The sequence below is a fragment of the Flavobacterium ammonificans genome (assembly GCF_020885975.1).
In the GTDB taxonomy this organism is placed as follows: Bacteria; Bacteroidota; Bacteroidia; order Flavobacteriales; family Flavobacteriaceae; genus Flavobacterium; species Flavobacterium ammonificans.
Map to the genome: position 1 here is coordinate 542,985 of NZ_AP025183.1, position 25,150 is coordinate 568,134.

The window sequence follows — 25,150 nt, forward strand, 5'->3', positions numbered from 1 at the left end:
CATCTTTTATCAAAAATTTAAAATAAGGAAAAAGGAAAAACCTTAGCTAAAATTATTTCGCTAAGGTTTTCTATTGTATTGAATCAAGTCGGATTTAGACTTAAAATTTGTTTATTCTAAAATGGCAGCAATACCCGGTAAAACTCTACCTTCTAACATTTCTAACATGGCTCCTCCTCCAGTTGAAACATAACTTACTTTATCTTCAAAACCAAATTGTTTTACAGCTGCAACCGAATCGCCACCACCTACAAGAGAGAAAGCTCCGTTAGCAGTTGACTCTGCAATAAATTCTCCTAAAGCAATGGTTCCTTTTGCAAAGGTTGGCATTTCAAATACGCCTAAAGGGCCATTCCAAAGAATCGTTTTTGATTCTAAAATTACTTTTTTGAATTGTTCCAATGATTTTGGTCCCGCATCCATACCTTCCCAGCCGTCTGGAATTGCAGTTACATCAACCGCCTGTGTATTAGCATCATTTGAAAATTTATCTCCCGCAATTACATCTACTGGAATATGAATTTGAACTCCTTTTTCTTTAGCTAAACGCAAAATTTCTAAAGCCAATTCTTGTTTATCATCTTCACAAATTGAATTTCCAATTTTTCCACCTAAGGCTTTCACAAAAGTAAATGTCATTCCGCCACCAATAATCATGTGGTCAACTTTGTCTAAAATATTTTCGATAACTGTAATTTTTGAAGATACTTTAGAACCTCCAAGAACAGCAGTTACTGGTTTTACGCTATTTTTCAAAACTTTATTCAAGCTTTCGATTTCTTTAGCAAGTAGGCTTCCAAAACATTTGTCATTTGGAAAAAACTGTGCAATAATTGTAGTCGAAGCGTGTGCTCTGTGTGCTGTTCCAAAAGCATCGTTTACATAAATATCTCCTAAAGATGCTAGTTCTTTGGCGAAAGCCACATCTCCAGCTTCTTCTTCAGCATGAAAACGTAAATTTTCCAATAACAACACTTCGCCTGATTGTAATTTATCTGAGGCTGATTTAGCTTCAGGGCCTACACAATTAGCAGCAAATTGAACCGGAACACCTAAAATAGCTGAAGCCGTTTTTAAGATATGTTTCAATGAATATTTATCTTCCGCTCCTTTTGGACGTCCTAAATGTGACATTAAAATTACACTTCCACCATCTGCCAAAATTTTATCAATTGTTGGTTTTGCAGCTTCAATACGAGTGGCATCTGTTACATTGAAATTTTCATCCAATGGGACGTTAAAATCAACGCGGATAATTGCTTTCTTATTTTTAAAATTAAAATCGTTTACCGTTTTCATTGTGCTCTATTTTTTTAGTTTTTGCTTGTAGATGAACAAATATAGGACTTTTCATGTAGCGACAAATTTTGAAAAGCGATAAAAAACAGATTTTTCTTAACGAAAACGTTGTAATTAAAGTAATTAATTATTTTTTATTCTGTTTTCTTAAAAACTACTATTAATCGTGAACCGGACTTTGGGTACAAGGGCAATCACTAATTCCTTGAAGGAAATCAAATCCTAGGGTAATCATATGTGTGCCAGAATTATAGGCTGCAATTTGGCTCAATGTAATTTGATAGGAATACCCAAAATAAAAATTAGCTTTTTTAAATCCCGCCATTGGGCCTACTGCTAATGGGTTGAGTGCTTGATCGTTCAAAAAACGATACGAAACTCCCGCCCAATAATAGTCGTCATAACTATTGTAACGGCGGTATTTTATATTGATGTCTGTTGTCGAACGTTGGTCTCCAGCAAAATATTGAAAAAAAATGGAGGGCTCTATTTCAATGTTTCGGTTATAGCTGTTTTTAATTAGGTAGCCCGAATACAATTGGTAATTCAAAATCAAGCTAGGTTCAATTCCTGTGAATCTATCGATGCTCTTTGGTAAAACATTTGTCGCGTTGAGACTTGCATAAAACCCTTTATTGCGATACAAAAGACCTACATCAAAATTATTGTTAGATATGGATCTGTTGTTAATTATACTGGGATCTAAAATTGGGATTTCGTGTGTGGTATTGAATTTGCTAATGTCAATTTTAAAACTATTAATGTTATAAGACAATCCAAAAGACAAATACTGTTTTGAATAATAATCTAAAATGATATGATGGGCAAAAGAAAATTTCGCGCCAGTTTGAGAAGTATTTCCATTGCTATCGTTATACAACGAAAGGCCTATTCCTGAGCGATTTCTAATTCTAAAATCAGCATAGAGGGACTGGTTTTGAGGGGCGTTTTTAATTCCTACCCATTGTGTTAAACCGTTGGCACGTATTCGTAAATTATCTCCTATTCCTGCAAATGTTGGCGACAAAACAAAATGATTATCGGCTAAATATTGAGTAAAAACAGGCAGGTGTAATTCTTGGCTAAAGCCAAAAAAATATAAGAACAGAAAGCCATATGTAAATTTTAATTTCATTGAACTTGTTTATTTCTTTATCTGTAAAGTGTAAAATGACCTACAAACTCCCTGTCGTCTTTTGGATCATTGAGCTTTAACACATACCAATAATCGCCTGAAGGAAGCTCTGCTCCTTGGTATTTTCCATCCCAAGTTTGACCCAAACGATAGCTTCCCAATTCTCGTCCGTAACGATCCAATATTGTATACGTCAGGTTTTTGTAATTAATAGTACATCCAGGTGCCCAGGTATCATTAATTCCATCTCCGTTTGGCGTAAAATAGTTAGGGGTGCAAATGTCTATGTAATTGAATTTTTGGGTAGCCGAGCTTATACATCCGTTAGCGTCTTTAACAGTTACTAAATAATCTTGAGTGGCATAATAAATATAATTGGGAGTTGAACCATAATATTCCCCTTCAAATGTGAAAGTATAATTGCCTCCGCCTCCACTAGGAACTGCAATAATTTCGTTTAAGCCTCCCGCTTTTAAACTCAAAATTAAAGGGTCCATTTTTAAAATCGTAAATACAGGAGTGTCTTTAACACATCCATTAATGTGTTTTACTCTAATAAAATGATCTCCTGGACTAAGATTAGAAAATGTATTTGAAGCTTGATAAATCCCTCCATCTAAAGCAAATTGTACCAAAGCGGTATTGGAGATACTTGAGTCTAATTGTACTGTTACCAGATTGTTTTGTGCGTTGCTAACACAATCATAATTGACAGATATTGTTGGGTTTAACTTTACAGCATTGTCAAGAGCTACTGTCCAATTCAAAATACAATTGTTAGCATCTTTGATATAAACGGTATGATTTCCACCCGTCAAATTAGTAAAATTAAATTGTGTTTGAATCGCGGTGCCAGTTGTAAATGGACCTGATGGATTGTCTACTGAAACACTATATGGCAAAGTCCCACCCGAAGCAACTATACTAAACTGAGCATTATTATCGTCAAAACAAATTTCTTGTACAATCGAAGAGGGAATTGTCACCGCACTTAAAACTGGTGGTTCGGTGATTCTTAAAGTTGTTTTTTCATAACACCCGAGGGCGTCTTGTACAAGCAAATCGTAGTCTCCTGGGGCTAGATTTTGAAAAAGATCCGATTCAGTAAACTGACTTAAATTAGGAGATATCGCATGTTTAATTGTTACCGTTCCTCCCAAAGAAGTAATTTTTACTGAACCGTCATTGGATCCGGCACATAATGCGTTTTTTAAAGAAAAGCTAGGATTTAATTTGGCAGCCGGTTCGGTTATTGCGATGATAGAAGATTCCACAGGGTTACAATCAGCGCTTGTTACTTTTACCTTGTACTTTCCGGCAGGAAGTCCTGCAAATATTCCAGTGGGTTGGGCTGTTCTAATTATACTATTTCCCTCATCTAAAAGTGTATAAAAATAATTGCCTAATCCGCCTTGGGCTGAAGCCAAAATAGTCGCAGTGCTTTCTCCATAACAGTTTATTTTGGCAAAAGTAGTATCTACCGCTACTGTTAATCCTACTGGGGTTGCCACCACTACATCATTGGAAACATAAGAACCGCAGCCATTATTATCTTTGATGAAATAACGATTCACGCCAGTTGCTCCAGTTAAAGGAAGAGGTGTTGTAGAAATTAAATTAAAACTACTGCCGTCTGTACTGAAACTGAATGGAGGAGTTCCTCCCGTAATTTGTAAATCCAATTGTGCTGGATTCATACATGTTGGAGGAGTTAACAAAGACAATGTAGCTACAACATTATTGGGTTCGTTAATTGTAATTTGTGCAGGTGGCGCGGTACAAGACCAATTATCAGTAACGGTTAGCGTGTAAATTCCTGCGCCTAAGTTTTCAAATTTAGTATCGGTTTGTGGGCCTAAAATCAGCGGATTTGGACTTGTTTTGTTCAAAGTGTACCAATAATTACTACCCTGTCCTCCTGAAACCGTTGAAACAGAAATGGTAGCATTTTGATCTCCAAAACATTGTAATTGGGTTTTGTCAGCAGCAGCGGATAGTGCAATTGGATTAGGGTTTTTTAATTCTACTTGTGTGTCAACCATACAACCTCTGGCGTCTCTCGTATATAGTTTGAAGATTCCTTGAGTTAAGTTGGTCAATTCAGAAACATCGCCCCAGTTTTCTATTACCGTTCCTGCTTTTTCCCATTTGAACTCATAAAAATCTGACCAACCTCCCGTTGGCAAAGCGGTAATTCTACCGTCGGTATTCCCTATTGCACAAGTGATTTCTGAAAGTGTTGTGTTTACATTAAGAGTGGCAGTAGGCTGACTTATTGTGAAATTTTTAGTTACACTACAAAACGGAGCGTTAGTCAATTTCGCTGTAATGCTATAGACATCTGCTTTAAGATTTGAAATTGGAATTGGACCAGCGTTGGTAGAGGTTGAAGACTGTATTGTTATTCCTGAACTATCTTTAATAGTATAATCAAAAGCACCTGCTTTACTTGGCGTGTTTCTATCTATTAAAGTTATGTTAGCACTTCCATTGGCCCCTCCAAAACAACTAACATCTACGACCGAATCAATGGTTATATCAAACGTATTCGGTTCATTAACGGTATGTACTTCTTGTATGGTACAATTTGTTACAGTGTTTCGAGCTGTAATTAGGTATTCGCCAACGGTTAAACCTGAAAAAATTCCAGTTGGATTAGAAGAGGTTCCTACCAAACTTCCCGAAACTGGAATTAACGAATATTCTAAATCGCTTGACGGAATTGTTGTTGGTGTTACTGAAACTTGAATAGTTTCACTTAATAACGAGCAACTAATTTCATTAGTAGCGGTCACAATGATTTGATCTAAAATATAAAACGGTTGGATTGTTACGGGAGCTAAAGTACTTCCTGAACAACCTTTGTCATCATACACATTTATAGTATAACTGTCTCCATTTAGGTCTGTTTCGATATAGGTTGGGTTAGGCCCAAACTGCACTGGAGTCCCGTTTTTTATAAATTCATATTGGGTGAAAGTATTAGAACCGCCTGATACTCCACTAACCGTAATGGATGCGTTGTTGAAATTATTGGTCGAATTACAGCCAAATTCGACTACAGTTGGTGCTGGAACAAGAATGAGGGCAGGCTCGCTAACCAAAATCGAATCTGTTGCTACACAACCTCTTCCTGAAATTACTTTAACAGTATAACTTGTCGCAGCTAAACCTGTAAAAATATTGGAATCTTGTGGAGTTCCATCGTTTAGGCTGTATGTATAAACTGGATTATCATTTGTTCCTGGCGCAGGCGTTGCTATGGTTACTGTTATGGATCCATCACTTCCTCCATGACAACTAACCGGTTTTGAAGTTAAAGTTAAACCTGTTACTGACGTTGGAACTTCCAGATTTACTAAAATACTCTTTTCACAAAGCGTGCTATTGTCTTTTAAATAAATTGTATGCGGTCCAGAACTCAATCCTGAAAAAATAGGACTAGTACCATAAATTCCTGTATCGATTTTATATTCAAAACTACCTGAACCACCCACAGGAATAGCTTGAATTTCGCCATCATTAAGTCCGCAGGAGGGCTGTTTGATAACGGTTGAAGACAATCCCAAAGGGCTATAAATCGTTATGTTTTTAGTATCGTTACAACCATTTACATCTTTAATAGTAATGGTATAGTTGCCTGAATTTTGATTCAACAAGCTATAAGGGAATGCCGATGTAATGGGTGTAAAAACGCTTCCATTTACACTCAAATAATAAGGCGCGATTCCTGCGGTCGTTGTTGTTAAATTGATTGTAAAAGTCCCTTCGGGTAGGCATTCATTGGGAACCGATAAAGTAATGACGGGTTCAGAGTCTTTTTCTACTTCGACTGCTATTGATTTCTCACAACCGTAAGCATCCCTTACAAAAACAGTATATTCACCAGCATCAACAGAAAATAAAGAGGTATTTGACCATGAAGGAGGCGGAGGCACAGGAATTAAACTTGAACCAGTACTACCTGAAGTATTTTTTGGCTCAACTCTATATTGATAAGGTGCTGTACCGTCTTTGGCTTGAACACTAATCATCCCTTTTTCATTACAATTGGCGTTTTTGATTACTTTGGGAAGAATACTCAAATCAATTGCAGACTCTGTGATATTAAATGTCTTTGATGCTATACTACATCCTTCATTTGTAGCGCCGGTTTCTTCTTTTATCAACACAAAATAATTTCCAAAAGGCAAATCGCCTAAATCGGTGATTGCAACACTATTATTTGGACTAATCGTTATAATTCCGGAAACTCCTGAAACAGGAACTAACGATTGCGAATTATAAACCTGATAGGAAATTGGTGTATCAACAGAATAGTTGTTTGTTACCGTGAACGATACTTTACCATCATCTTCGCCTTTACAAGTTATGTTTTTTTCCTGAGGATTGCTTATAACTAATGTAGATTTAGTTTTTATTGCGTCTTCAGCTGTTTCATAGTAATAACAGCCCGTTGCTTGGTCATAAACCACAAATGTGTATTTGACACCAGTTATTAATTCCCTAAACGTTGCCTCGTTAGACGAATTAACAGGTTGCCAATTGGGATCGCCTGTAGTATAGGTTAGTAAGGGTTTATAAATCGCAAAATAAAATGGCCCTGTTGAGGTAATTGTTGTAGTGCTTCCAATTGAAACAGTTGCCTCGCCTCCTGTAGTACAATTTGTACTGGTTGCCACTGTAATGTCTAAATCTTCTGGAGGTGAAGCTACTTTAACATCTTGTTTTAATACAGAACAACCGTTACTATCTACCACATTGATTTGGTAAAATCCAAAATCTACTACATCAAATGTATATGATGTAGTTCCTAGATTATTAATTTCTTTTTTATCATAATTATTTAATCCTGTAACATAATAATCATAAGGCGCTTTTCCTCCAGTAACACTATCAATTATTATAGAACCTTTTGAAACTCCAGTAGATTTATTACAATTAATGTCAACCGCACGAGATGTTACAATTATTTTAGCTGGCTCAGAAATAATTGTATTCAATTTAGCAGTACAAAGATTACTATCCGTAACCGTAACCTCATAATTTCCGGCGGGTAAGCTAAAAAGTTGACTGCCATAATTCGTATTCGTTGTTGTATTTTTTACTGAATACGTAAACGGAGCTATTCCCTTAGCTGTATTCAAATTAACCTGAATAGCGGCGGTGTTGTCACCGTGGCATAAAATGGATTGAATTTCGGTAAAAGATAAAATTTCAGGATTTACTTTAGGATTTACTATAACTGCATTAGTAGTTTTTGAGCATCCATTGGTATCAGTTATAGTAAAACTATAGGCTCCTGCATCGGTTTCTGAAATGGTATATACAAACGAAGAATCACCAACTGGTATCGTTATATCGGAGGAAATTGTAGCAGTACCTTTTTTTACTAGGTATTTTAAAGGCTTCACGCCTCCTTCAAAAGTTACTTTAATCTTGGCATCTGGACTTGTGGTGCAATCCAAGGCTTTGGTTAAAACAGCTGCTGCTTTTAATTCATTGCCAATTGTAATATCCTGGGTAGTCGCTTTACAATTATTGGCATCTGTAACTTCTACTTTGTGTGTACCTGGCGCTACATTTGTAAAAGTATTTGAATTTTGTAAAGCGCCACCATTTAAACTAAACGAAAAAGGCGCTGTTCCAGAAGCGACATTTATTTTTATAGTCGATTGATTCACAGCGTCATAACATAAATCAGAACTAAAATCTACAGTTGGAACAGGTATTGGAGGTGGTACAACTATAACAGGAACCGGACTCGTATTACCACAACCATTAGCGTCGAGTCCGCGAACTGTGTAAGTTCCAACTGGCACATTCTCAAAAACACCAGATTGAGCAGGGCGTATTTTGTTTATGTTGAGTTCATCCCACAATTCATATTGATAAAAAGGTGTTCCTCCACTAGAAGAAGCTGTAATGGTAGCGCCTCGGCTGCAAGTCGCTGCAGTTGTTACACTAGCCAAAGGCAATAATGGCGATGGAACAGTAATTGTTATAGGCGAAAATGATTTAACACAAATTCCGGTTGCGGTAGCATTATAACGGACTTTTACATTGTAAATTCCGCTTCCTAAACCTGAAATGGTAAAGGGAGAGGTCATAGCTGTTTGCCAAGTTGCTCCATTATCCTTTGAAACTTGATAGCCAGAAGTGGTGTTGAAATTTTGAGCCGCAATGGTTATTTCTCCATTACTTAATCCATGACAAGTTACATTTTTAGTATTGGTTATTGAAGCGGCAAAATCTTTCCCTGTTGGGACATTAAATATAACTTTTCGGGAAGAAGCACATAATTTAGGAATTTGGTAGGCTGTAATATCATCAATTGCCACGTCGTTACCATTTTGATTTTGCTCAATAGATCGTACTTGAAATCGCAAAGTAGTATTGCTCCCTGGATTGAGTTGTGTTGAGTATTTTCGCCATGTTTCTGTTTTAGGAATTGGTCCAGTTTGATAGAAATCAATTTCAACCCCAGCTGTATTAACAATAGCCACTCTCAAATTAGGATTGGTTGGAGTTGTACCTATTTTTAAAAGGTTAGTGACATAAAACTCCACATTGATAAGCTGATTAGGGATAATTTCGTTGATTATTTTTTCATAAATAATAGGGCGTGAATTATCCCCTCTAATATTGACTACTAAGTAGCGACCTTTAGATGCTGAAGGGTTGGTGTGATCTTTTGGAACATACCATGATCCAAATGGATAAATAATAGAAGACGTTACCGCATATTCCCCATCGTTAATATTTAGACCCCAACCCCTGTTTGCATTACAAGTAATTGGCGCTACCTGTCTCTCAAAACAATAGGCCGCACTCATCCCTGGCGAAGTCGTATCAGCTCCATAGCCAAAGTCTTCCTTCAATAAATTACTATAAGTTGGAACCAATAAGGGTTCGTATTTCACTTCAACCGTATGTTGTCCTGAAGGTAGATTGGAAAAATTAGGAGATGTTTGAAAAGCACCTCCATCCAATGAATACCTATAACTGAAAACGGTATTGGTTGTAGTGGTAGCATTGATCACACTATTTGCTGTTCCATCACAATTGAATGACTGATTTGTTACTGTTATATTTGGAACACCAATATCTTCTACTGTAACTTCTGGCAAGGCCGAAACACATCCGTTTTTATCTTTGATATAAAACACATATTTCCCCGCAGAATGTAAAGATGTAGTAGAAGTAGTCCAAGAGGCACGATTATCAAAACTGTAGTCATACGGCTCAGTTCCTCCTTGCGGATTGGTGATTCGGATTCTCGCCTTATCTAAGTCGGTAGAAATACATCCTATTAATTCTGAAACGCCTGCAACAGCTGACAATCCAAACTGAGGCTGAATTATAGTAACCTCTTTTGTTTCGGTGCATTTGACTCCGCCATAAGTGTACTCAATTACGGTTTTAAAAGTAGTACCCGCTGGAGTAGCCGATAAGCCATTAAAAATTGGGTTTGTAGAAAATGTTGTGCCATTGTTAATACTGTATCGCAAACTATTGCCTTTTGGATTGGTAACGTTAAATTTAATTTGCCATGAATTAGGGAAATAACAATTTTCGTTTGTTGCCTCAATGGTATAAAGGGGTGCGGGTTGTAACGGCACAGTAACACTAATTTGATTTGTTAAGCCATTAGTGTCTAAAACTTTAACAATGTAAGTTCCTGCTATAGGAACAGGAATTAAATCGCTAGTTGGTGTGGTATTTCCGTTAAAAAAATACTGATAGGGCGCGGTTCCTCCTGAAACTTGCAATCTAATACTTCCCGGTTGGCAAGTAACCGGTTGAACGGTTGGTGTGATTTGAAACGAAGCTATGGAATTAATCGTAACTTCCCCTGTTTTCAATAAATTGCAATCATCTGTTCTTACCCCCCAAGTATAGGTTCCTGCATTCAAATTGGGAAAAAGATGTTCGTTATCAAAAGAAGCATTCTTTTCACTTATCAGTTGGCTTCCTTGCCAAATTCTGTAATAATACTGTTCTCTAACTCCCGAAACGCTTAATTTAACATCGCCTTGCTGCCCTGATGTTGTGGATGGAATTACTGATGCAACAACCACCATATCATTATTGGTTATGGTAACTGGTATATCAAAAACACAATCTGTTGGTGTGGCACCCACTCGTCTTACCTTGACATTATAAGTTCCCGCTGTTGAAACAGAAAATGTATTGGAAGCTTGATAATTCGTTCCATCTATGCTGTATTCATAACCCGTTAATTGCGCCACCCTGATTTCTCCTGGTTGACCACAATACATGTCCGTTTTTGTAACTGGAATGTCTAATCCATTTTGGTATACATTAAAATAAAAAATGCTTGGACTGCCTGTCGAACTATTGATTGTTACCTTATAATATCCGGCTACGGATGCCGAAAAATTATTGGCTGTACTAACAATGGTATAACAACTCGCGGTGGTAATTGGACAATCCTCTGATACCGCGGGACAATTGCTTTCGTTTAATTTTTCCCAAATGACGCTAGATACATTGGATGAGCTAATAGTAATTTGACGACTAGAACTTGCACCACATAAAAAGATTTTAGGAAGTTGGATCCCCGTATCAGGACATTCTGAAACTAAATCGGCAACTGATATTGCCGGATTGGAACTTTGTGAAAAACTATTGGTTGTATTCAAATGAAGTAGCAATAGCAACACAAATTGCAGAAGCTTAAGCACTTTTCTATTCCATTTTATCCAATTCATTTTGGGATCGTATTTTTACATTTTATATTTCATTTTTCTGAAGGGCGCGAAAAACAAAATCCAATTATTCCCTCTATTTTTCCAATTTAACAATAGTCATTGCGCCATTATATGGAGCACTTCCTTTTTTATTTAACGCTTGTTTTGCAGCTTCTATAGTCTCAAATGATTCATAGTAAATAAAATATTTACTTGAATTAGCATCGTAAAAGAAGTTCACATTGGCTTCTCCTGAAGCTACTGTTTTGGTTAAAAACTCATCTCTTTTAGCCACTTCATTATGCACTGCAATGACAACATAATATCCTGGCGATACATTTTTATTGCCTTTAATAATTTGTACTTCGGGCTGAACTTCACCTGAATCAAAATCACTCGATTTCAGCGGTACTGTACTCAATACTGTAGTTTCTTTAATTCGTTTCAACGTAGCGATATCTTGTGCCAAACGACCATCAACATTCACAAAAGAAGCGCGCTTTATGCGGCGTTTTTTCTCAATTTCAGTAGCTTCTTTAATCTGCTCTAAAGAATGATTCAAATCAGCATTCGCTTGCACTGCTGCCAGGTGTTCTTCTTTTAAATTTTGGATAGTCGCAGCATATTCTTTCAACAAAATTTCATCTTGCTCATTGCCTTTTTTCATTTTTTCAGAATAGGCGATTTCTAATTCTCTAATTTTATCTTTTTGCTCTTTGGCTATGGCCGTAATTTCAGTTTGTAATAATTCTAATTCGCTATTTTCTAGAGCACTGCTTTTAAAAGGTTTGGGTTCTGTGTAAATTCCTTGTTCGCTCAAATCATTTTCTTGTTTCATTTGTGCCAAATCGTTTTCTCTTTGGGCAATAGTAACCGTTAATCGATTCAATAAATTATCCTGCTTGGTCTTGGTCACCGCCAATACCGCTGTTAAATTATCAATCGCAACAAATTCTCTGTCTTTTAGTTTTGGCAGGTTAGCCTTTGTTGTGTCTTTTTGAGGCTGGGCTTTCGCCAAAGCAGATGTAGTCACAATCGTATCTTTTGTAACCAACGATTCAACTACTTGTTTTGGTGGGGCGACAGTGTCGCGTGTAGGTGTTACAACCGCAATTGGCTTTTCTTGAACAGATTCTTTTAAAACTACTGGCGCCGTCTTTTCTTTTGGTTTTTGAACTGCTTTTGGTTTTGAATAGGCAATCCCTCTCTCAGAAGCCGGAGGGATAATGGAACCCAAATCGTCTTCGTCATAATTCGAATTGCGGTTAGAGAATTTATAAGCAAAACCTATTTCATGCGAGGCTCCAAAATTGGTAAAATTGCCTAATCCTCTTTCATAATTATACTCCAAAGCAATCGATTGACTAATGTTAACCCCTAAACCACCCGAAATTCCAAAAATGGTATTGTATCCTAATTGTGTCCAAACCCCATTAGGTATCGTTAGCATTGCCAAACCAGAAATACCGATTTTATCTTTTCTAAATTCAGACCGTAGTAATCCCGAGAATTTACTTTTATCAAAAAAACCATTCCCCTCTATATAGCCTGTGTGCATCAAATGAACCGAAACACTTTTTTCAGGATCGTCAACTACAAGTTCAGACGTTCTTAAATTATAGACCAAAAAATTATTCACTGACACCCCAAAATCAAGAAAGGAAGTGCCGTAATTAATGCCTGGATTCAATACAAAATAAGAGCTAGAGGGAAAGGTTTCTATAAGAGGATCTGGAAAATTCGTAATCACTTTAGAGGCATTCAAGCCGCTTTTGTAAAAGCCTAAATTCAATCCAAAAGTTAGATTACTATCCCGTTGTAATTCTATATTATGAGCAAAATTAGCTACAGCGCCAAAAGTAGTTAAGACTCCTTCGTTTTGCTGAAACAAGCCTACTGCTATTCCTTCGTTTTGTAAAAATCTTCCGGAGTAACTTACTAAATAGGTTTGTGGTGCATTATCAAAAGTCACCCATTGGCGCTTGTTATAAAAGGTGACCACTGGCGCTTGTTCTCGCACAAATGAAAAAGCAGGATGAAGTAGAAAGCGATTGAATTTTAATGAATTCCGAATGGGTATTGCAAAAGAAGTCACCACCTCCGACTGCGCAAATAGGGGCTGAAAACAACAAAATAGAACTATTGCAAGATAATTTTTCATTTTATCTAATTAGGGTTATTGACCCCTTTTTTACTGATTCGTTAGGCGATGTGATCCAATAATAATATACCGAATGGCTCGTTTTTAAACTAGAGCTGCTTTCTGGCCAATCGTTCTTATACTCCTTTGTTCGCAGTACCTCTTCCCCAATTGGACTCACAATTACCACTTCTACATTATTGCCCGCAGTATACTGCAAGGGTAGCTGCCAAGTATCATTAAATCCATCATTATTGGGCGTAATTAAATTGGGGATTTCCTTTATGTTGGGGTCAAATGTAAATTGAACTTCAAACGAAATTTCATTCGAAACAGGGCAAGTGGGATGAGTCAATTTTACTTTATAATTTCCTTCTTCAGACAAAACCAAAGAGTTTGAAGTAGCATTCGTAATCGGATTGTCGTTTTTAAACCACGCATAAATTGGATCTACAATATCCGAACTAACCGAAACCGTGGTAGTAGTATTGGGAACAAGTTGAATTGGGCTCGACTCATTTAAGCTTCCTTGAATTGAAATGGATTTTAAATCAATACTGGCTTTGGATTCACAGCCGCCAAAGTTGACATTCACCGCATAATTTCCCGCTTGATTGGTTTCAAAAGTAGGATTGGTAGCTCCAGATAGCGCTACATTGTCTTTAAACCATTGGTAGGAATTCCCTTTTTGAGTGCTCAAGACTGTAGTCAAATTAGCCGTACAAAAAGTATTTCCTTGACTAGAAACTATAGTCGCCATGGTAATAGCCGCTGGAGTGATTGTCACTCGATTCGAACTAAAATTGGCATCAGAACAGCTTCCATAATCAATTTCGGCATAATACGTTCCTACACTAGAAGCAGAAAGCGTGCTCGAACTTGCTCCTGGTAAAACTACATTATTTTGATACCATTTGTATTTTAAATTGGAATAATTTAGTGGAGAAGAAGCCGGAATAGTAGGCGTGGTGTTGTCAATGGGAATAGCAATTATTCCGCCAGGACATAAAGAAGCGGCATTCTCTTTTTTATTGATCGAAAAAGAATTTTCAAAAGATTTATAATAAACCGGAAACGAATTGTTTGAAGCTGCATTGAGAAAAGGCGCACTTAAAAAACCTGTAGAACTCTTTATTCTCAGTCTGTAATTTTCTGACCCAACAAGTGTTGAGGGAATGGCAAATCGGATTCGTTTTTGGGAAGATGAAATTGTAGTAGTAGCAACTTTTGTGGTAGCTGTCGGATTATCAAAACTACCGTTAGGGTCGGAAAGTTGCACTTCAAATTCGGTTCCCGCTGCAAAACCTGAATGGTTGAAGGTGGCGTCAAAACCATTGAAGTTACCTGCACAAATTCTTGAAAAGACCAATCTTTGCGGAGTGATCGTTTGTGCATAAATTGTCCTTGTTATTGGCAAAGCCAAAAACAATAGCATACAAAAAAACTTATTTAAAGATAGAATCATAGTAGGGGGCTTTATCAATTCTATTGTAAATGAGCTTTTTTGAAAGTAGAAGTGGTATTTAGGATACTTTCAATTAGCATTTTGGGACTAGTTAATCATTTTTGGAAGCGGTTATTTTACCAATATTTAATCTAAAATCAGGGCGTTTATCATTAAAGGGGTCAATAAATGTTTCTATATTTTCTCCTTGTGAATACACATTAAAGAAAGAAGCATTGCCGTACCAACTTTCTAAATCCTCATTATTTGAATTGTTTTCTAAAAAAATATTGCCTTTACAAGCGTTGAAATACATTTCTTGGAATTTCAATTTTTTAAGATTGTCGTCATTAATCGTAATTTTTTCATCCAAAATTATCGCAGGATTAAATCCAGAAATTACGGTTCGTTTAAAATCAACATTCGTGTTTTCGGCAATGAACATAGCTTCGCGGACCAAGCCTTGTCCCATATCTAATTTTATATTTTGACTATTGTTCACTAAGGTCAAATTTGTTGCTGTTATTGAAGTTAATTTCTTGCTGAAATCTACCTCTTCCTTTTTATCATAGGAAGACGCATAGAAACAACGAGATCCTGAACTACTTTGCAAATAGGACGCACGAATCACCAATGAGTTTTTAATATTTACCTGAGCGCCATAATTGAATTTGAAATCGTTACTACTGCATTTGTACGAAATCAGTTTGTTCAAAACGACATCCCCACCAAAAACCTCAAAAGAATCTCCGCCTGAGCTGGTTACCATTACATTTTCTATACTGGTTTGATTGCCCACTCCTCCTAAAAACAAGGCGTTAAAATTACCAAAACCTTTCACTTTGGCGCCAGCAAATTCTATTCTCACATAGCGTAAAATACCTGAATTGCTTGCGCTATTACTTCCTCCATAGGTTGTAAATGCAGCATCCAAATCAAAATTAGCTGAGGCAGAGTTTCCAAATTTATTAATTGGAGCATCGCCTAAAAGTAAAATTCCTCCCCAATCGCCAGCTTTTCTAATGCTCCTGCTGGAGGTGAAAACAATGGGGTCGGTTTCTGTACCTTCTGCATGAATACTCGCGCCTTTGGTTATAATCAATGATGCTTTAGATTCAGCATCAGCAATGATCACTGTTCCAGGTTCAATGGTCAATTTTGCTTTATTGGTTACATATACATTACCCATTAACAAATACACATTTTTTTTATACAATTTAGAGTCAACTGCAATTGTACCTGTAATGATTTGATTGGGTTCGTTGTATTCTGATTTATTGGGCTTGAACTCCGTCCAATTATTCAGCCAGCTATTAAATCCAATAATTCCTTTTTCTTGTTGGGCGGTACCGTTAGAATAAACCAACAGTGATACGACTATAGTTAGTGCAAAATTTTTCATGGTGCATTGGGATAAAATGAAACAATTGGTTTCTTTACAAAACCATCCTTATACAAAAGGAAATTTAATGCCTATTGTTCCTCAAATTCGTGTAACGATTTGAGTAAATTTTCATAGAATAAAATAGCAGAAATAAGCTTATTCTTATCTGCATAAGGGAGAATTTTTCTTTGAAAATTAGTGGTCGTTTCTAGATACGAAAAGGTAGCTTCCTCTTGTGTATCGAGCAGTTTTCTATAGTCTGCTTCATCTGGAATGCCAAGGTCGACTAGTGTCACTCCAGGTTTTGTTGCCAAAGCAACATAAGGTAAAGTTTTGGTAATTACAGAAGCCCTTTCAATGCACAACTCTAGAAGTTCTTTTTTGGGCATTGACGACAATTCTTTGTTGTCATGGTACTTGCTGATTAACGCACTACGTTGGATAATGCTTTTAGGAGTTACTTTTTTTTGTCCAAAAGCAAATGCTGATAGGAACAAAAAAAGCGTACAGATAAGGGATACTTTTGCTTTCATTATATTTATTTTATGTTATAACATCTTTAAAAGCAGGTGGGGAAACTACTTCAAGGACATAAAAGTATACATTTTTTTGAAATTTCAATTGTTCTAGTCGAAAAATAATTGAGTTTTTAAAAGGCGACTCTTTCAAAAAACGCGTTTGTATTGGAAAGTCCGTTAGTGTTATTCCATTCTAAATCGTTCTTTTTTAGAATAGAAGCTAGATGTTCCATCTTAAAAATAGGCGCTTGAAAGTAAAAGTTTAGAACCTAAAATTTTGGCCTCCATCATTTTCTCTTATCTTTGCTTTATGCAATTTTCAGAAATTTTAGGACAAGAATACATTAAAAGTCACTTGACTAAGAGCGCTAGTTTGGGGCGAATTCCTCACGCACAATTGTTTGTTGGTCCCGAAGGAAGCGGAACATTGCCCATGGCTATTGCCTATGCCCAATACATTTTATGTAACAATTCAAACGGGGAAAATAATGGGGAAAATAAATCTTGTAACCTCAAGTTTGATAAATTATCGCATCCTGATTTGCATTTTGTTTATCCAACAGTAGCTACTGAGGATGTAAAAACAAAGCCAAAAAGCATTGATTTCATTGGAGATTGGCGTGCATTTGTCACTCAAAACCCTTACGGCAGTTTATTTGATTGGTATACTGTACTGGGAGTGAATAATAAACAAGGTGAAATTAGAGTTGATGACGCACAAGAAATTCTGAAAACCTTATCCCTAAAATCATATGAGGGGGGTTATAAGATTATGATTGTTTGGATGGCAGATAAAATGAATACTCCTGCCTCCAATAAATTACTTAAACTTCTTGAAGAACCGCCTGAAAAAACCATTTTTATTCTGATAACGGAGCAAGAAGAAGATCTTATTCAAACGATTCGATCTCGTTGTCAAGTGCTTCACTTTGGCGGATTGCCGGAAAACACTATTGCAGAGGCTTTGGTTGCCCAAAAACAAATTGACCCAAAATTGGCTGCTACTATAGCGCATCAAGCGCAAGGAAATTTCAATAAAGCCTTGCATTTATTGCAAAACGATGACAATAGTTATCCTTTTGACGAGTGGTTTGTTACTTGGGTTCGTGCGGCTTTTAAAGCAAAAGGCAATGCTGCTGCGATTCAAGATTTAATTCAATGGAGCGATGAAGTGGCTGGGTTGGGAAGAGAAACACAAAAGAAATTTTTATCCTTTTGTGTCGAAATGTTTCGCCAAGCTTTGTTGCTTAACTATGAAAGTCCTAGTTTGGTTTATTTAGAACCGAATGTGGAAAAATTTCAATTGGCTAATTTTGCGCCATTTGTGAATGGAAATAATATTCAGGAAATTTTCAAAGAATTGTCCGATGCGATGTACCATATAGAACGCAACGGTAATGCTAAGATTATTTTGACTGATCTGTCTATAAAATTAACTCGATTAATACATAAAAAATAGTCCTTATGAATAATACTGCTTCTATCCTTATTTTGGTGTTTTTAACAATCACCTTTTTGCAATCTGGTTATGACAAACTTTTCAATTGGAAAGACAATGTCGCCTGGTTATCTGGACATTTTGCTAAAACACCTTTGAAAAACCATGTTCCTTTAGCACTTTTACATGTGCTCGTTTTAGAATTGATTTCGGCTATTTTATGCTGCGTTGGAGTGATTGAATTGCTCTTAAATAGCGGGAGAGTTTTCGGTTATTACGGAGCCGTTTTTTCTTGTATCACCCTATTAATGCTTTTAGTAGGACAGCGCTTAGCCAAAGATTATGACGGAGCACGAACTATTGTAATTTATTTTATTCCTGCCGTAATGGCCGTATATTGGCTCAACTAAATACATCCAAATGACACCAAAAACGCCTTCTGAATCTTTAGCGATTTTAACCGATTTGGTTTTGCCAAGTGAAACCAATCATTTGAATAATCTTTTTGGTGGAGAATTACTCGCCCGAATGGATAGAGCCGCTAGTATTGCAGCACAACGACATTCTCGCAATGTATGTGTGACTGCATCTGTGAATCATGTTGCTTTTACCAAGTCAATCCCATTGGGAAGTGTAGTAACTATTGAAGCCAAAGTTTCCCGTTCGTTCAACAGTTCCATGGAAATTTATATCGATGTATGGATTGAAGACCGATCTTCGGGGAACAAAACCAAAACGATGGAGGCCATTTATACCTTTGTTGCAGTAGATGCCACCGGAAAACCTGTTGAGGTTCCTGGCATTATCCCTGAAACCGAATTAGAGCAACAACGTTATGATGCCGCCTTACGCCGCAAGCAACTCAGTTTGGTCTTGGCGGGCAAAATGAAACCCAGCGAAGCTACCGAACTAAAAGCCTTGTTTACCGAATAAAAAAATCCCCTTTTAAAACAAAAGGGGATTTTTTGAAAATAGCATTATACCTTTTAAAATTGAAACTGTAACAAAATCTCGTTGGTGTTTCTTGCTGCAGCTAGTGTTGGTCTCGTACTCATTTCGTAAGCAAATCCAAAAACAAATCGCTTACTTAATCGAATCGTACTCATGGCTGCATAAGCTTGGTCTGTTCTATACATCCCCCCTATTTCAAAGTTGTTTTCAATTTGCAACATCGCCGTCAAATCAACTGAAATTGGAGCGCCGTTTACATAACGTAGCATAACAGATGGTTTTAATACAAAGGTAGGATCCAATACAAAATCATACCCTCCACTTGCATATAAATGAGGTCTGTCTGTTGCTGAAATGGCATTGCCAAATTCATTAACCGCTTTTGTCGTATTAAGTAGTCTTGGAACAGATAAGGAAGCATACCATTTGTCTTTTCTTAAAACGGCTCCAACTCCAAAATTTGGATTAAATGTACTCACTGAGCCCAAAGCTTGGTCTGCTCTAACATTGTAGGTTTGTAAACCTGTGGTGTTAATGTTATAAAAATTTCCTCCTGCTTTGATTCCTAAATACAAATCCATCGTTTCGTCCATTTGAATTTTATATGAAAAATCAGCCCCAACAAAGGTTTCTTTCTCAATAAAGGTTTTGTCATTCACTACCGTAAATCCAATTCCCATATTCTTCCCCACTGGAGTTCCATAAGAAACAGTTTGTGTTTCTGGAGCATCTTCTACTCCAGTCCATTGTTTGCGAAGCGAACTAGTTAAAAAGGTTTCATTATTCATCCCAGCATTAGCAGGGTTGACTAAATTCATATGTGATTTATAAAAAGCAAATACACTTTCTTGTTGTGCCACTACGATGCTAGTGGAAAAAAATAATACAAGGAGTATTATATGTTTGAATGTTTTCATCTTAATTGTACTTTTTCGGAATTATTTAGTAATATATAACCAGCCTTTAAGGTCTATTGTGCCGTCGCCACCCAAGTCGATTTGATAATAATACGATCCTGAAGTAGGCAAATTGTTACTGAAATCTTTATAATGTCCGTCCCAATCGTTTTTATAATCTCTAGAATAGAATACTTCTTTACCCCATCTATTGAATACTCTTACAATAGATCCTGGATGGTTTTCGATGTTATAAATTACCCAAGTATCATTGTCTCCATCGCCATTTGGTGTAATCGCTTCAGATACATTTAATTCTATGGTATCACAAACATCTCCTTGACCATCATTGTCTCTGTCGGCTTGATTTGCATTCGCAATCAAAGGACAGTTGTCTACTGAGTCAAAAACACCGTCATTATCATCATCTGAATCACATACATCTCCCAATCCATCTTTATCGTTATCCAATTGATTTGGATTTGCAACCAAAGGACAATTATCAAGGCTATCTGCAATGCCATCATTATCCGCATCTAAATCTTGGTAATCTGGTGTACCATCGCCATCGGTGTCTTTTGGAGCCGAACCGGTACCTTTTTCTGATGCATCTGTAACTCCGTCATTATCAGAATCCAAATCTCTATAATCTGGAACTCCATCACCATCAGTATCTCTTGGTGTGGAACCTGTGCCTTTCTCTTGAGCATCAGTAATACCATCGTTATCAGAATCCAAATCTCTATAGTCTGGAATTCCATCGCCGTCGGTGTCTCTTGGTGTAGCACTTGGTCCTTTCTCATCGGCATCAGTAATGCCATCATTATCTGAATCTAAGTCTCTATAATCTGGAATTCCATCGCCGTCGGTGTCTCTTGGCGTAGCAGTTGGTCCTTTCTCGTCTGCATCAGTAATACCGTCGTTATCAGAATCCAAATCTCTATAATCTGGAACTCCATCACCATCAGTATCTCTTGGTGTAGAAGCTGTCCCTTTCTCGTCAGCATCAGTAATACCATCGTTATCAGAATCTAAGTCTCTATAATCTGGAACTCCATCGCCATCAGTATCTCTTGGCGTAGCAGTTGGTCCTTTCTCGTCAGCATCTGTAATGGCATCATTATCAGAATCTAAATCTCTGTAATCTGGTGTACCATCGCCGTCTGTATCTCTTGGCGTAGCAGTTGGTCCTTTTTCGTCAGCATCTGTAATGCCATCATTATCAGAATCCAAATCTCTATAATCTGGAACTCCATCACCATCAGTATCTCTTGGCGTAGCACTTGGTCCTTTCTCATCAGCATCTGTAATGCCATCATTATCAGAATCCAAATCTCTGTAATCTGGTGTACCATCACCATCAGTGTCTGGTGGAGTCAAACCTCCATTGGCTGCTGTTGGAATACCATTCGCATCAATCGGTCCATCTATTTTTCCATCTCCATTAGTATCTATTCCATTCGATTCTCTAGCATCTGTTAAACTATCGTTGTCTGAATCTAAATCATACGGATTTCGGCTACCATCATTGTCTGTATCAGGAGCTGTTAGACCGCCATTAGCAGCTACTGGAACTCCGTTTGCGTCTACTGATCCGTCTATTCTTCCATCTCCATTAGCATCTGCGCCATTCGATTCTCTGGCATCGGTTAAACCATCGTTATCTGAATCTAAATCCAAACTGTTGATAATGCCGTCACCATCCGTATCGCAAGTCGCCGAGCTTGGAGTACAAGCTGCTGCTTCTACTGAGTCCAAAATACCATCGTTGTCATCGTCCAAATCATTTGCATCGATAACTCCGTCACCATCAGAATCCAATCCCGCACTTAGTGTTGCTGACAAAATATTGGATGGTGCTCCTGATCCAATTGCGTTTACTGCTCGCAACTGAATAGGGTATGTAGTACCATTAGTCAATCCTGTTATAGTAACTGGAGAGCTAATGTCTACTGGAGAAAATGCTATCCAGTTCGTCCCATCTATGGTGTATTCGTAATTGGTAATTGGTGTTCCTCCGTTTGAAGTAGGTGCAGTAAATGTTACTGTTGCCGAACCATTGCTCGTACTAATAGCGGTAATAGTTGGTGCTGAAGGAACCGTATTGACAATAACATTTACAATAGTTGCCACCCCTTCTACAACATCATTGTTAGAAATAAAATTAGGAGTAGTAAATGTACCTATACGATTACCAAAATTCATTGAAAATAATCTGGTTGAAGTTGAACCAGAATTCCCTTTTCTAAAAATTAACTCAGTTAACGGACTTTCAAAATTAGCCATAAAAGAGGCTGAGTTCTCAAAAGAAATACCACTTAAACTATTGCCAATACCTGTAAATCTTGTACTACTCGAATTTGCAGGAGATACACCAATTGTTAATCCAGTAGGATTATTAACGGTATAACTACTAAAATTACTTATTTCAATATACTCATCTCCATCAATATCAACTCCTGTAACAAAAAAATTAGTTAAGGCTGCGGGTGTTGAAGTGCCTGTTAAAAAAAACTCTATTTTATAGTCTATAAAACTTCCTGACAATGATGTGGAATTTATTTCAGACTGAAACCTTTCAGGGTTTGGAGAATCATTATCAAAAACATAATCTCCTGAATTAGAACCAACATTAGACTTTGCTATAATTGTAATTTTCGCATCTATAGCTTGAGAGTTAATTGTTATGGCATTGGTTTTTAAGTATTGGGCATTAATGCTTTCGCTTGCTCCTGATACTAATGTTAACCCGCTTAGATCTATGGTTTGATAATTTACATTAAAAACTGTTCCAGGATTTGCTGCTAAAGGCTTAACTAAAAGTTTAAAGGTTTCATTTGATTCTGTTAGATTATCTAAAATAATTGGTGTTCTCACTTTCACTCCTGAACAACTTGTGAATTGAACAAAGTCTTGATACGTTATCCAAGTTGAACCATTGTCTGAAGAATATTCTAAATTTGTTGAAGCAGAAGTAGAACCATAATCAACTGCTAAACCTCTTGCGTTAACATCTTGTAATTGCAAGGAAGCAAAAGAATTGAGTGGTCCTAACACCGTAAATACTGCAAAACCGTCTCCTTCATTCACTGATATGTTATTCACTGAAATGCTTGGAATAGTACATTCATTATCAATAATTGAGACTACTGATGTTCCGTCAAGGATAGCTGCATTTGTAGCGTCTGACAAAACAATGCTAAAACTTTCTGATGCATCTGCAATATTATCATCTAGAATAGTTATTGGTATAGTTTTGGTCGTTTCATTTGGAGCAAAGGTGATTGTTCCTGTAGCTGAAGTATAATCAGAACCCGCAACTGCAGTTCCGTTGACTGTTGTATAATTTACGGTTACTGTGTTTGATGTGGAAACCGACAAACTTACCGTAATTGTAGTACTACCAGAATTTTCATTAACTGATTTGTCTTGAATAGAAATTTTAGGAAAAAGAGCTAAATAATTATTTAAAGTGTCTAATAACCCTGATGTAGCAGCATTCCCTGATACTGTTCCTGGTACTGGTGTAATTGATAAGGATGTACCATTAAAAGTTAACCCAATATATTTAGTATCTGTAATGGTATAGGTAGAAGATCCATTAAAGCTATTGGTAGAAAGCGTAATATTGGTTCCTGTTTGAGGTTGAAAAACTGGTGTTGTTGGTGAATTCCCACTTGGAGTTCTCCATTTAATAAATCCATTAATTGAATGCTCTGTACCATTACTATCTGTAATTAATACCGTTCCTATTATGTCATTCCCTTGTGCTACGAAAATAGTTGAAGATGAATTCTGTGTAAATTGAACATTAGACCATCCTAAACCAGAAACACCACTTAAATAATATGCGTTATCTGAGGAATTATTAGCGACATTGTCACCAACAAAACCATTGGTAAAAGGTACACTAATCAGATTTTGGCTGTTAACCCCAAAAAAAGAAATCAAAAAGAGTAGAAAAATCTTTTTCATAAAATAAAATAAATAAAGTTAGTAGTACTCCATTGCTCGTGGGGAAAAGCAATAGCTGTAAGAAAAGGAATCTTCATTAAAGAGTTCCGGCTTTTTCCAAAAGAAAAATAGTTCCTCTAAATTGACATGCAAAATTCGTAGGAGAAAAAGAAAATACAGAAGAAAAACAAGACAAATACGTCCGAACAAACTTAAAATAGGACAAAGTTTGTGTTTTTGTTTATTGATTTAGAAAAATTATTAAACAAAAATGTTTGGCAATAGTTTTACTACACAGAAAAAAAATCCGCTCACACACTACCAAAAAAAATCCCCTTTTAAAACAAAAAGGGATTTAAATATAAAATTATTGACTTCTTAAAATCGAAACTGCAATAGCATCTCATTGGTGTTTCTCGCTCTGGCTAATTCTGGACGTGCGCTCATCTCGTAAGCAAATCCAAAAACTAGTCGTTTGCTAATGACTACTGTTGCCATAGCTGCATAGGCTTTATCAGTTCTATACATCCCGCCTAATTCAAAGGTTTTGTCAATTTGTAGCATTGCTGTCAAATCCAAGGACAATGGGGCGCCACTTACATAACGCAACATGGCAGAGGGTTTTAAGATGAAGGTTGATAATTCTCCATCGAGTGGGACATCATATCCTCCGCTCAAAAAAATATGCGGACTATCAGTAGCTACGCTGGCATAGCCAGCATCGTTGGTAGCTTTCTTCGTGTTTAATAATCTTGGAATCGATAAAGACACATACATCGGTCCTTCTTTATACAAAGCACCTACTCCCACATTAGGATTAAAAGTACTTATCGCTGCTAGAGCTGGATCCGATTGTACATTGTAGGTCTCTAAACCTAGTGTGTTCACATTATACGAGCTACCTCCTGCTTTGATTCCAAAATAGACATCGGCGGTTTCACTCATTTTTAGTTTGTATGAAAAATCCAAACTCACAAAGGTTTGTTTTTCAATGAAGGTTTGATCGTTAATAACAGTCATACCAAATCCTAGTTTCTTTCCTAAGCTCGTTCCAAAGGATATGGCTTGCGTTTCAGGAGCGTTGGCAATTCCCGTCCACTGCTTTCTCAAAGTGCTCGACACTACTGTTATACTATCCACTCCTGCATAAGCTGGATTCACTAAATTCATATGTTGGCGGTAAAACGTGTAAACAGTTTCTTGTTGTGCCAGAACAGTACTACTAATTAGAAGTACTAGTATTGTAACTATATTGTGTAATGGTTTCATTATTCTGT

At 36.9% G+C, this 25,150-nt stretch carries 13 protein-coding genes; 3 read left to right on the forward strand and 10 right to left on the reverse strand.

Features of this window, described 5'->3' with window-relative positions:
• Nucleotides 1–111: 111 nt before the first annotated feature.
• From LPC23_RS02520 to LPC23_RS02550, 7 genes are all read right to left on the reverse strand, one after another.
• Entirely contained in the window at nt 112–1,299 is a 1,188-nt protein-coding gene (locus LPC23_RS02520; protein WP_229330848.1) for a phosphoglycerate kinase, read from the reverse strand.
• Between the two features lie 160 nt (nt 1,300–1,459).
• Nucleotides 1,460–2,434 (reverse strand): PorP/SprF family type IX secretion system membrane protein, encoded by a 975-nt coding sequence (locus tag LPC23_RS02525; protein WP_229330850.1) that lies wholly within the window; start codon nt 2,432–2,434, stop codon nt 1,460–1,462.
• Nucleotides 2,435–2,451: 17 nt separating this feature from the next.
• On the reverse strand, nt 2,452–11,169 hold the full coding sequence (locus tag LPC23_RS02530; protein WP_229330853.1) for a T9SS type B sorting domain-containing protein: 8,718 nt from the start codon (nt 11,167–11,169) through the stop codon (nt 2,452–2,454).
• A 73-nt stretch (nt 11,170–11,242) separates the two neighbouring features.
• A complete protein-coding gene (locus LPC23_RS02535) occupies nt 11,243–13,309 on the reverse strand; it encodes a PorP/SprF family type IX secretion system membrane protein (RefSeq protein WP_229330855.1) in 2,067 nt (688 codons plus the stop codon).
• Nucleotide 13,310: 1 nt separating this feature from the next.
• Nucleotides 13,311–14,753 (reverse strand): T9SS type B sorting domain-containing protein, encoded by a 1,443-nt coding sequence (locus tag LPC23_RS02540; RefSeq protein WP_229330857.1) that lies wholly within the window; start codon nt 14,751–14,753, stop codon nt 13,311–13,313.
• Between the two features lie 91 nt (nt 14,754–14,844).
• Nucleotides 14,845–16,134 (reverse strand): hypothetical protein, encoded by a 1,290-nt coding sequence (locus tag LPC23_RS02545; RefSeq protein ID WP_229330859.1) that lies wholly within the window; start codon nt 16,132–16,134, stop codon nt 14,845–14,847.
• A gap of 71 nt (nt 16,135–16,205) precedes the next feature.
• Nucleotides 16,206–16,649: a hypothetical protein gene (locus tag LPC23_RS02550; protein WP_229330861.1), complete on the reverse strand. Its 444-nt coding sequence runs from the start codon at nt 16,647–16,649 to the stop codon at nt 16,206–16,208.
• A 295-nt stretch (nt 16,650–16,944) separates the two neighbouring features.
• Between LPC23_RS02550 and LPC23_RS02555 the strand changes: the two genes are divergently transcribed.
• The 3 genes from LPC23_RS02555 to LPC23_RS02565 are packed head-to-tail and all read left to right on the forward strand — an operon-like array spanning nt 16,945 to nt 19,005.
• Nucleotides 16,945–18,093, forward strand: coding sequence for a DNA polymerase III subunit (locus tag LPC23_RS02555; RefSeq protein WP_229330863.1), 1,149 nt, complete (start codon nt 16,945–16,947; stop codon nt 18,091–18,093).
• A gap of 5 nt (nt 18,094–18,098) precedes the next feature.
• Nucleotides 18,099–18,482, forward strand: coding sequence for a DoxX family protein (locus LPC23_RS02560; protein ID WP_229330865.1), 384 nt, complete (start codon nt 18,099–18,101; stop codon nt 18,480–18,482).
• A gap of 10 nt (nt 18,483–18,492) precedes the next feature.
• On the forward strand, nt 18,493–19,005 hold the full coding sequence (locus LPC23_RS02565) for an acyl-CoA thioesterase (protein ID WP_229326224.1): 513 nt from the start codon (nt 18,493–18,495) through the stop codon (nt 19,003–19,005).
• 53 nt (nt 19,006–19,058) lie between these two features.
• On the opposite strand, the gene LPC23_RS02570 is transcribed toward LPC23_RS02565, so the two are convergent.
• The 3 genes from LPC23_RS02570 to LPC23_RS02580 all read right to left on the reverse strand — a co-directional run bounded on the left by LPC23_RS02570 (nt 19,059) and on the right by LPC23_RS02580 (nt 25,142).
• A complete protein-coding gene (locus LPC23_RS02570; protein ID WP_229330867.1) occupies nt 19,059–19,940 on the reverse strand; it encodes a PorP/SprF family type IX secretion system membrane protein in 882 nt (293 codons plus the stop codon).
• A gap of 21 nt (nt 19,941–19,961) precedes the next feature.
• The gene (locus LPC23_RS02575) at nt 19,962–23,894 is read right to left on the reverse strand and encodes a T9SS type B sorting domain-containing protein (RefSeq protein WP_229330869.1); all 3,933 of its coding nucleotides are present in this window, start codon (nt 23,892–23,894) and stop codon (nt 19,962–19,964) included.
• 357 nt (nt 23,895–24,251) lie between these two features.
• Complete coding sequence (locus LPC23_RS02580) at nt 24,252–25,142, reverse strand: PorP/SprF family type IX secretion system membrane protein (protein WP_229330871.1); 891 nt, start codon at nt 25,140–25,142, stop codon at nt 24,252–24,254.
• Nucleotides 25,143–25,150: the final 8 nt, after the last annotated feature.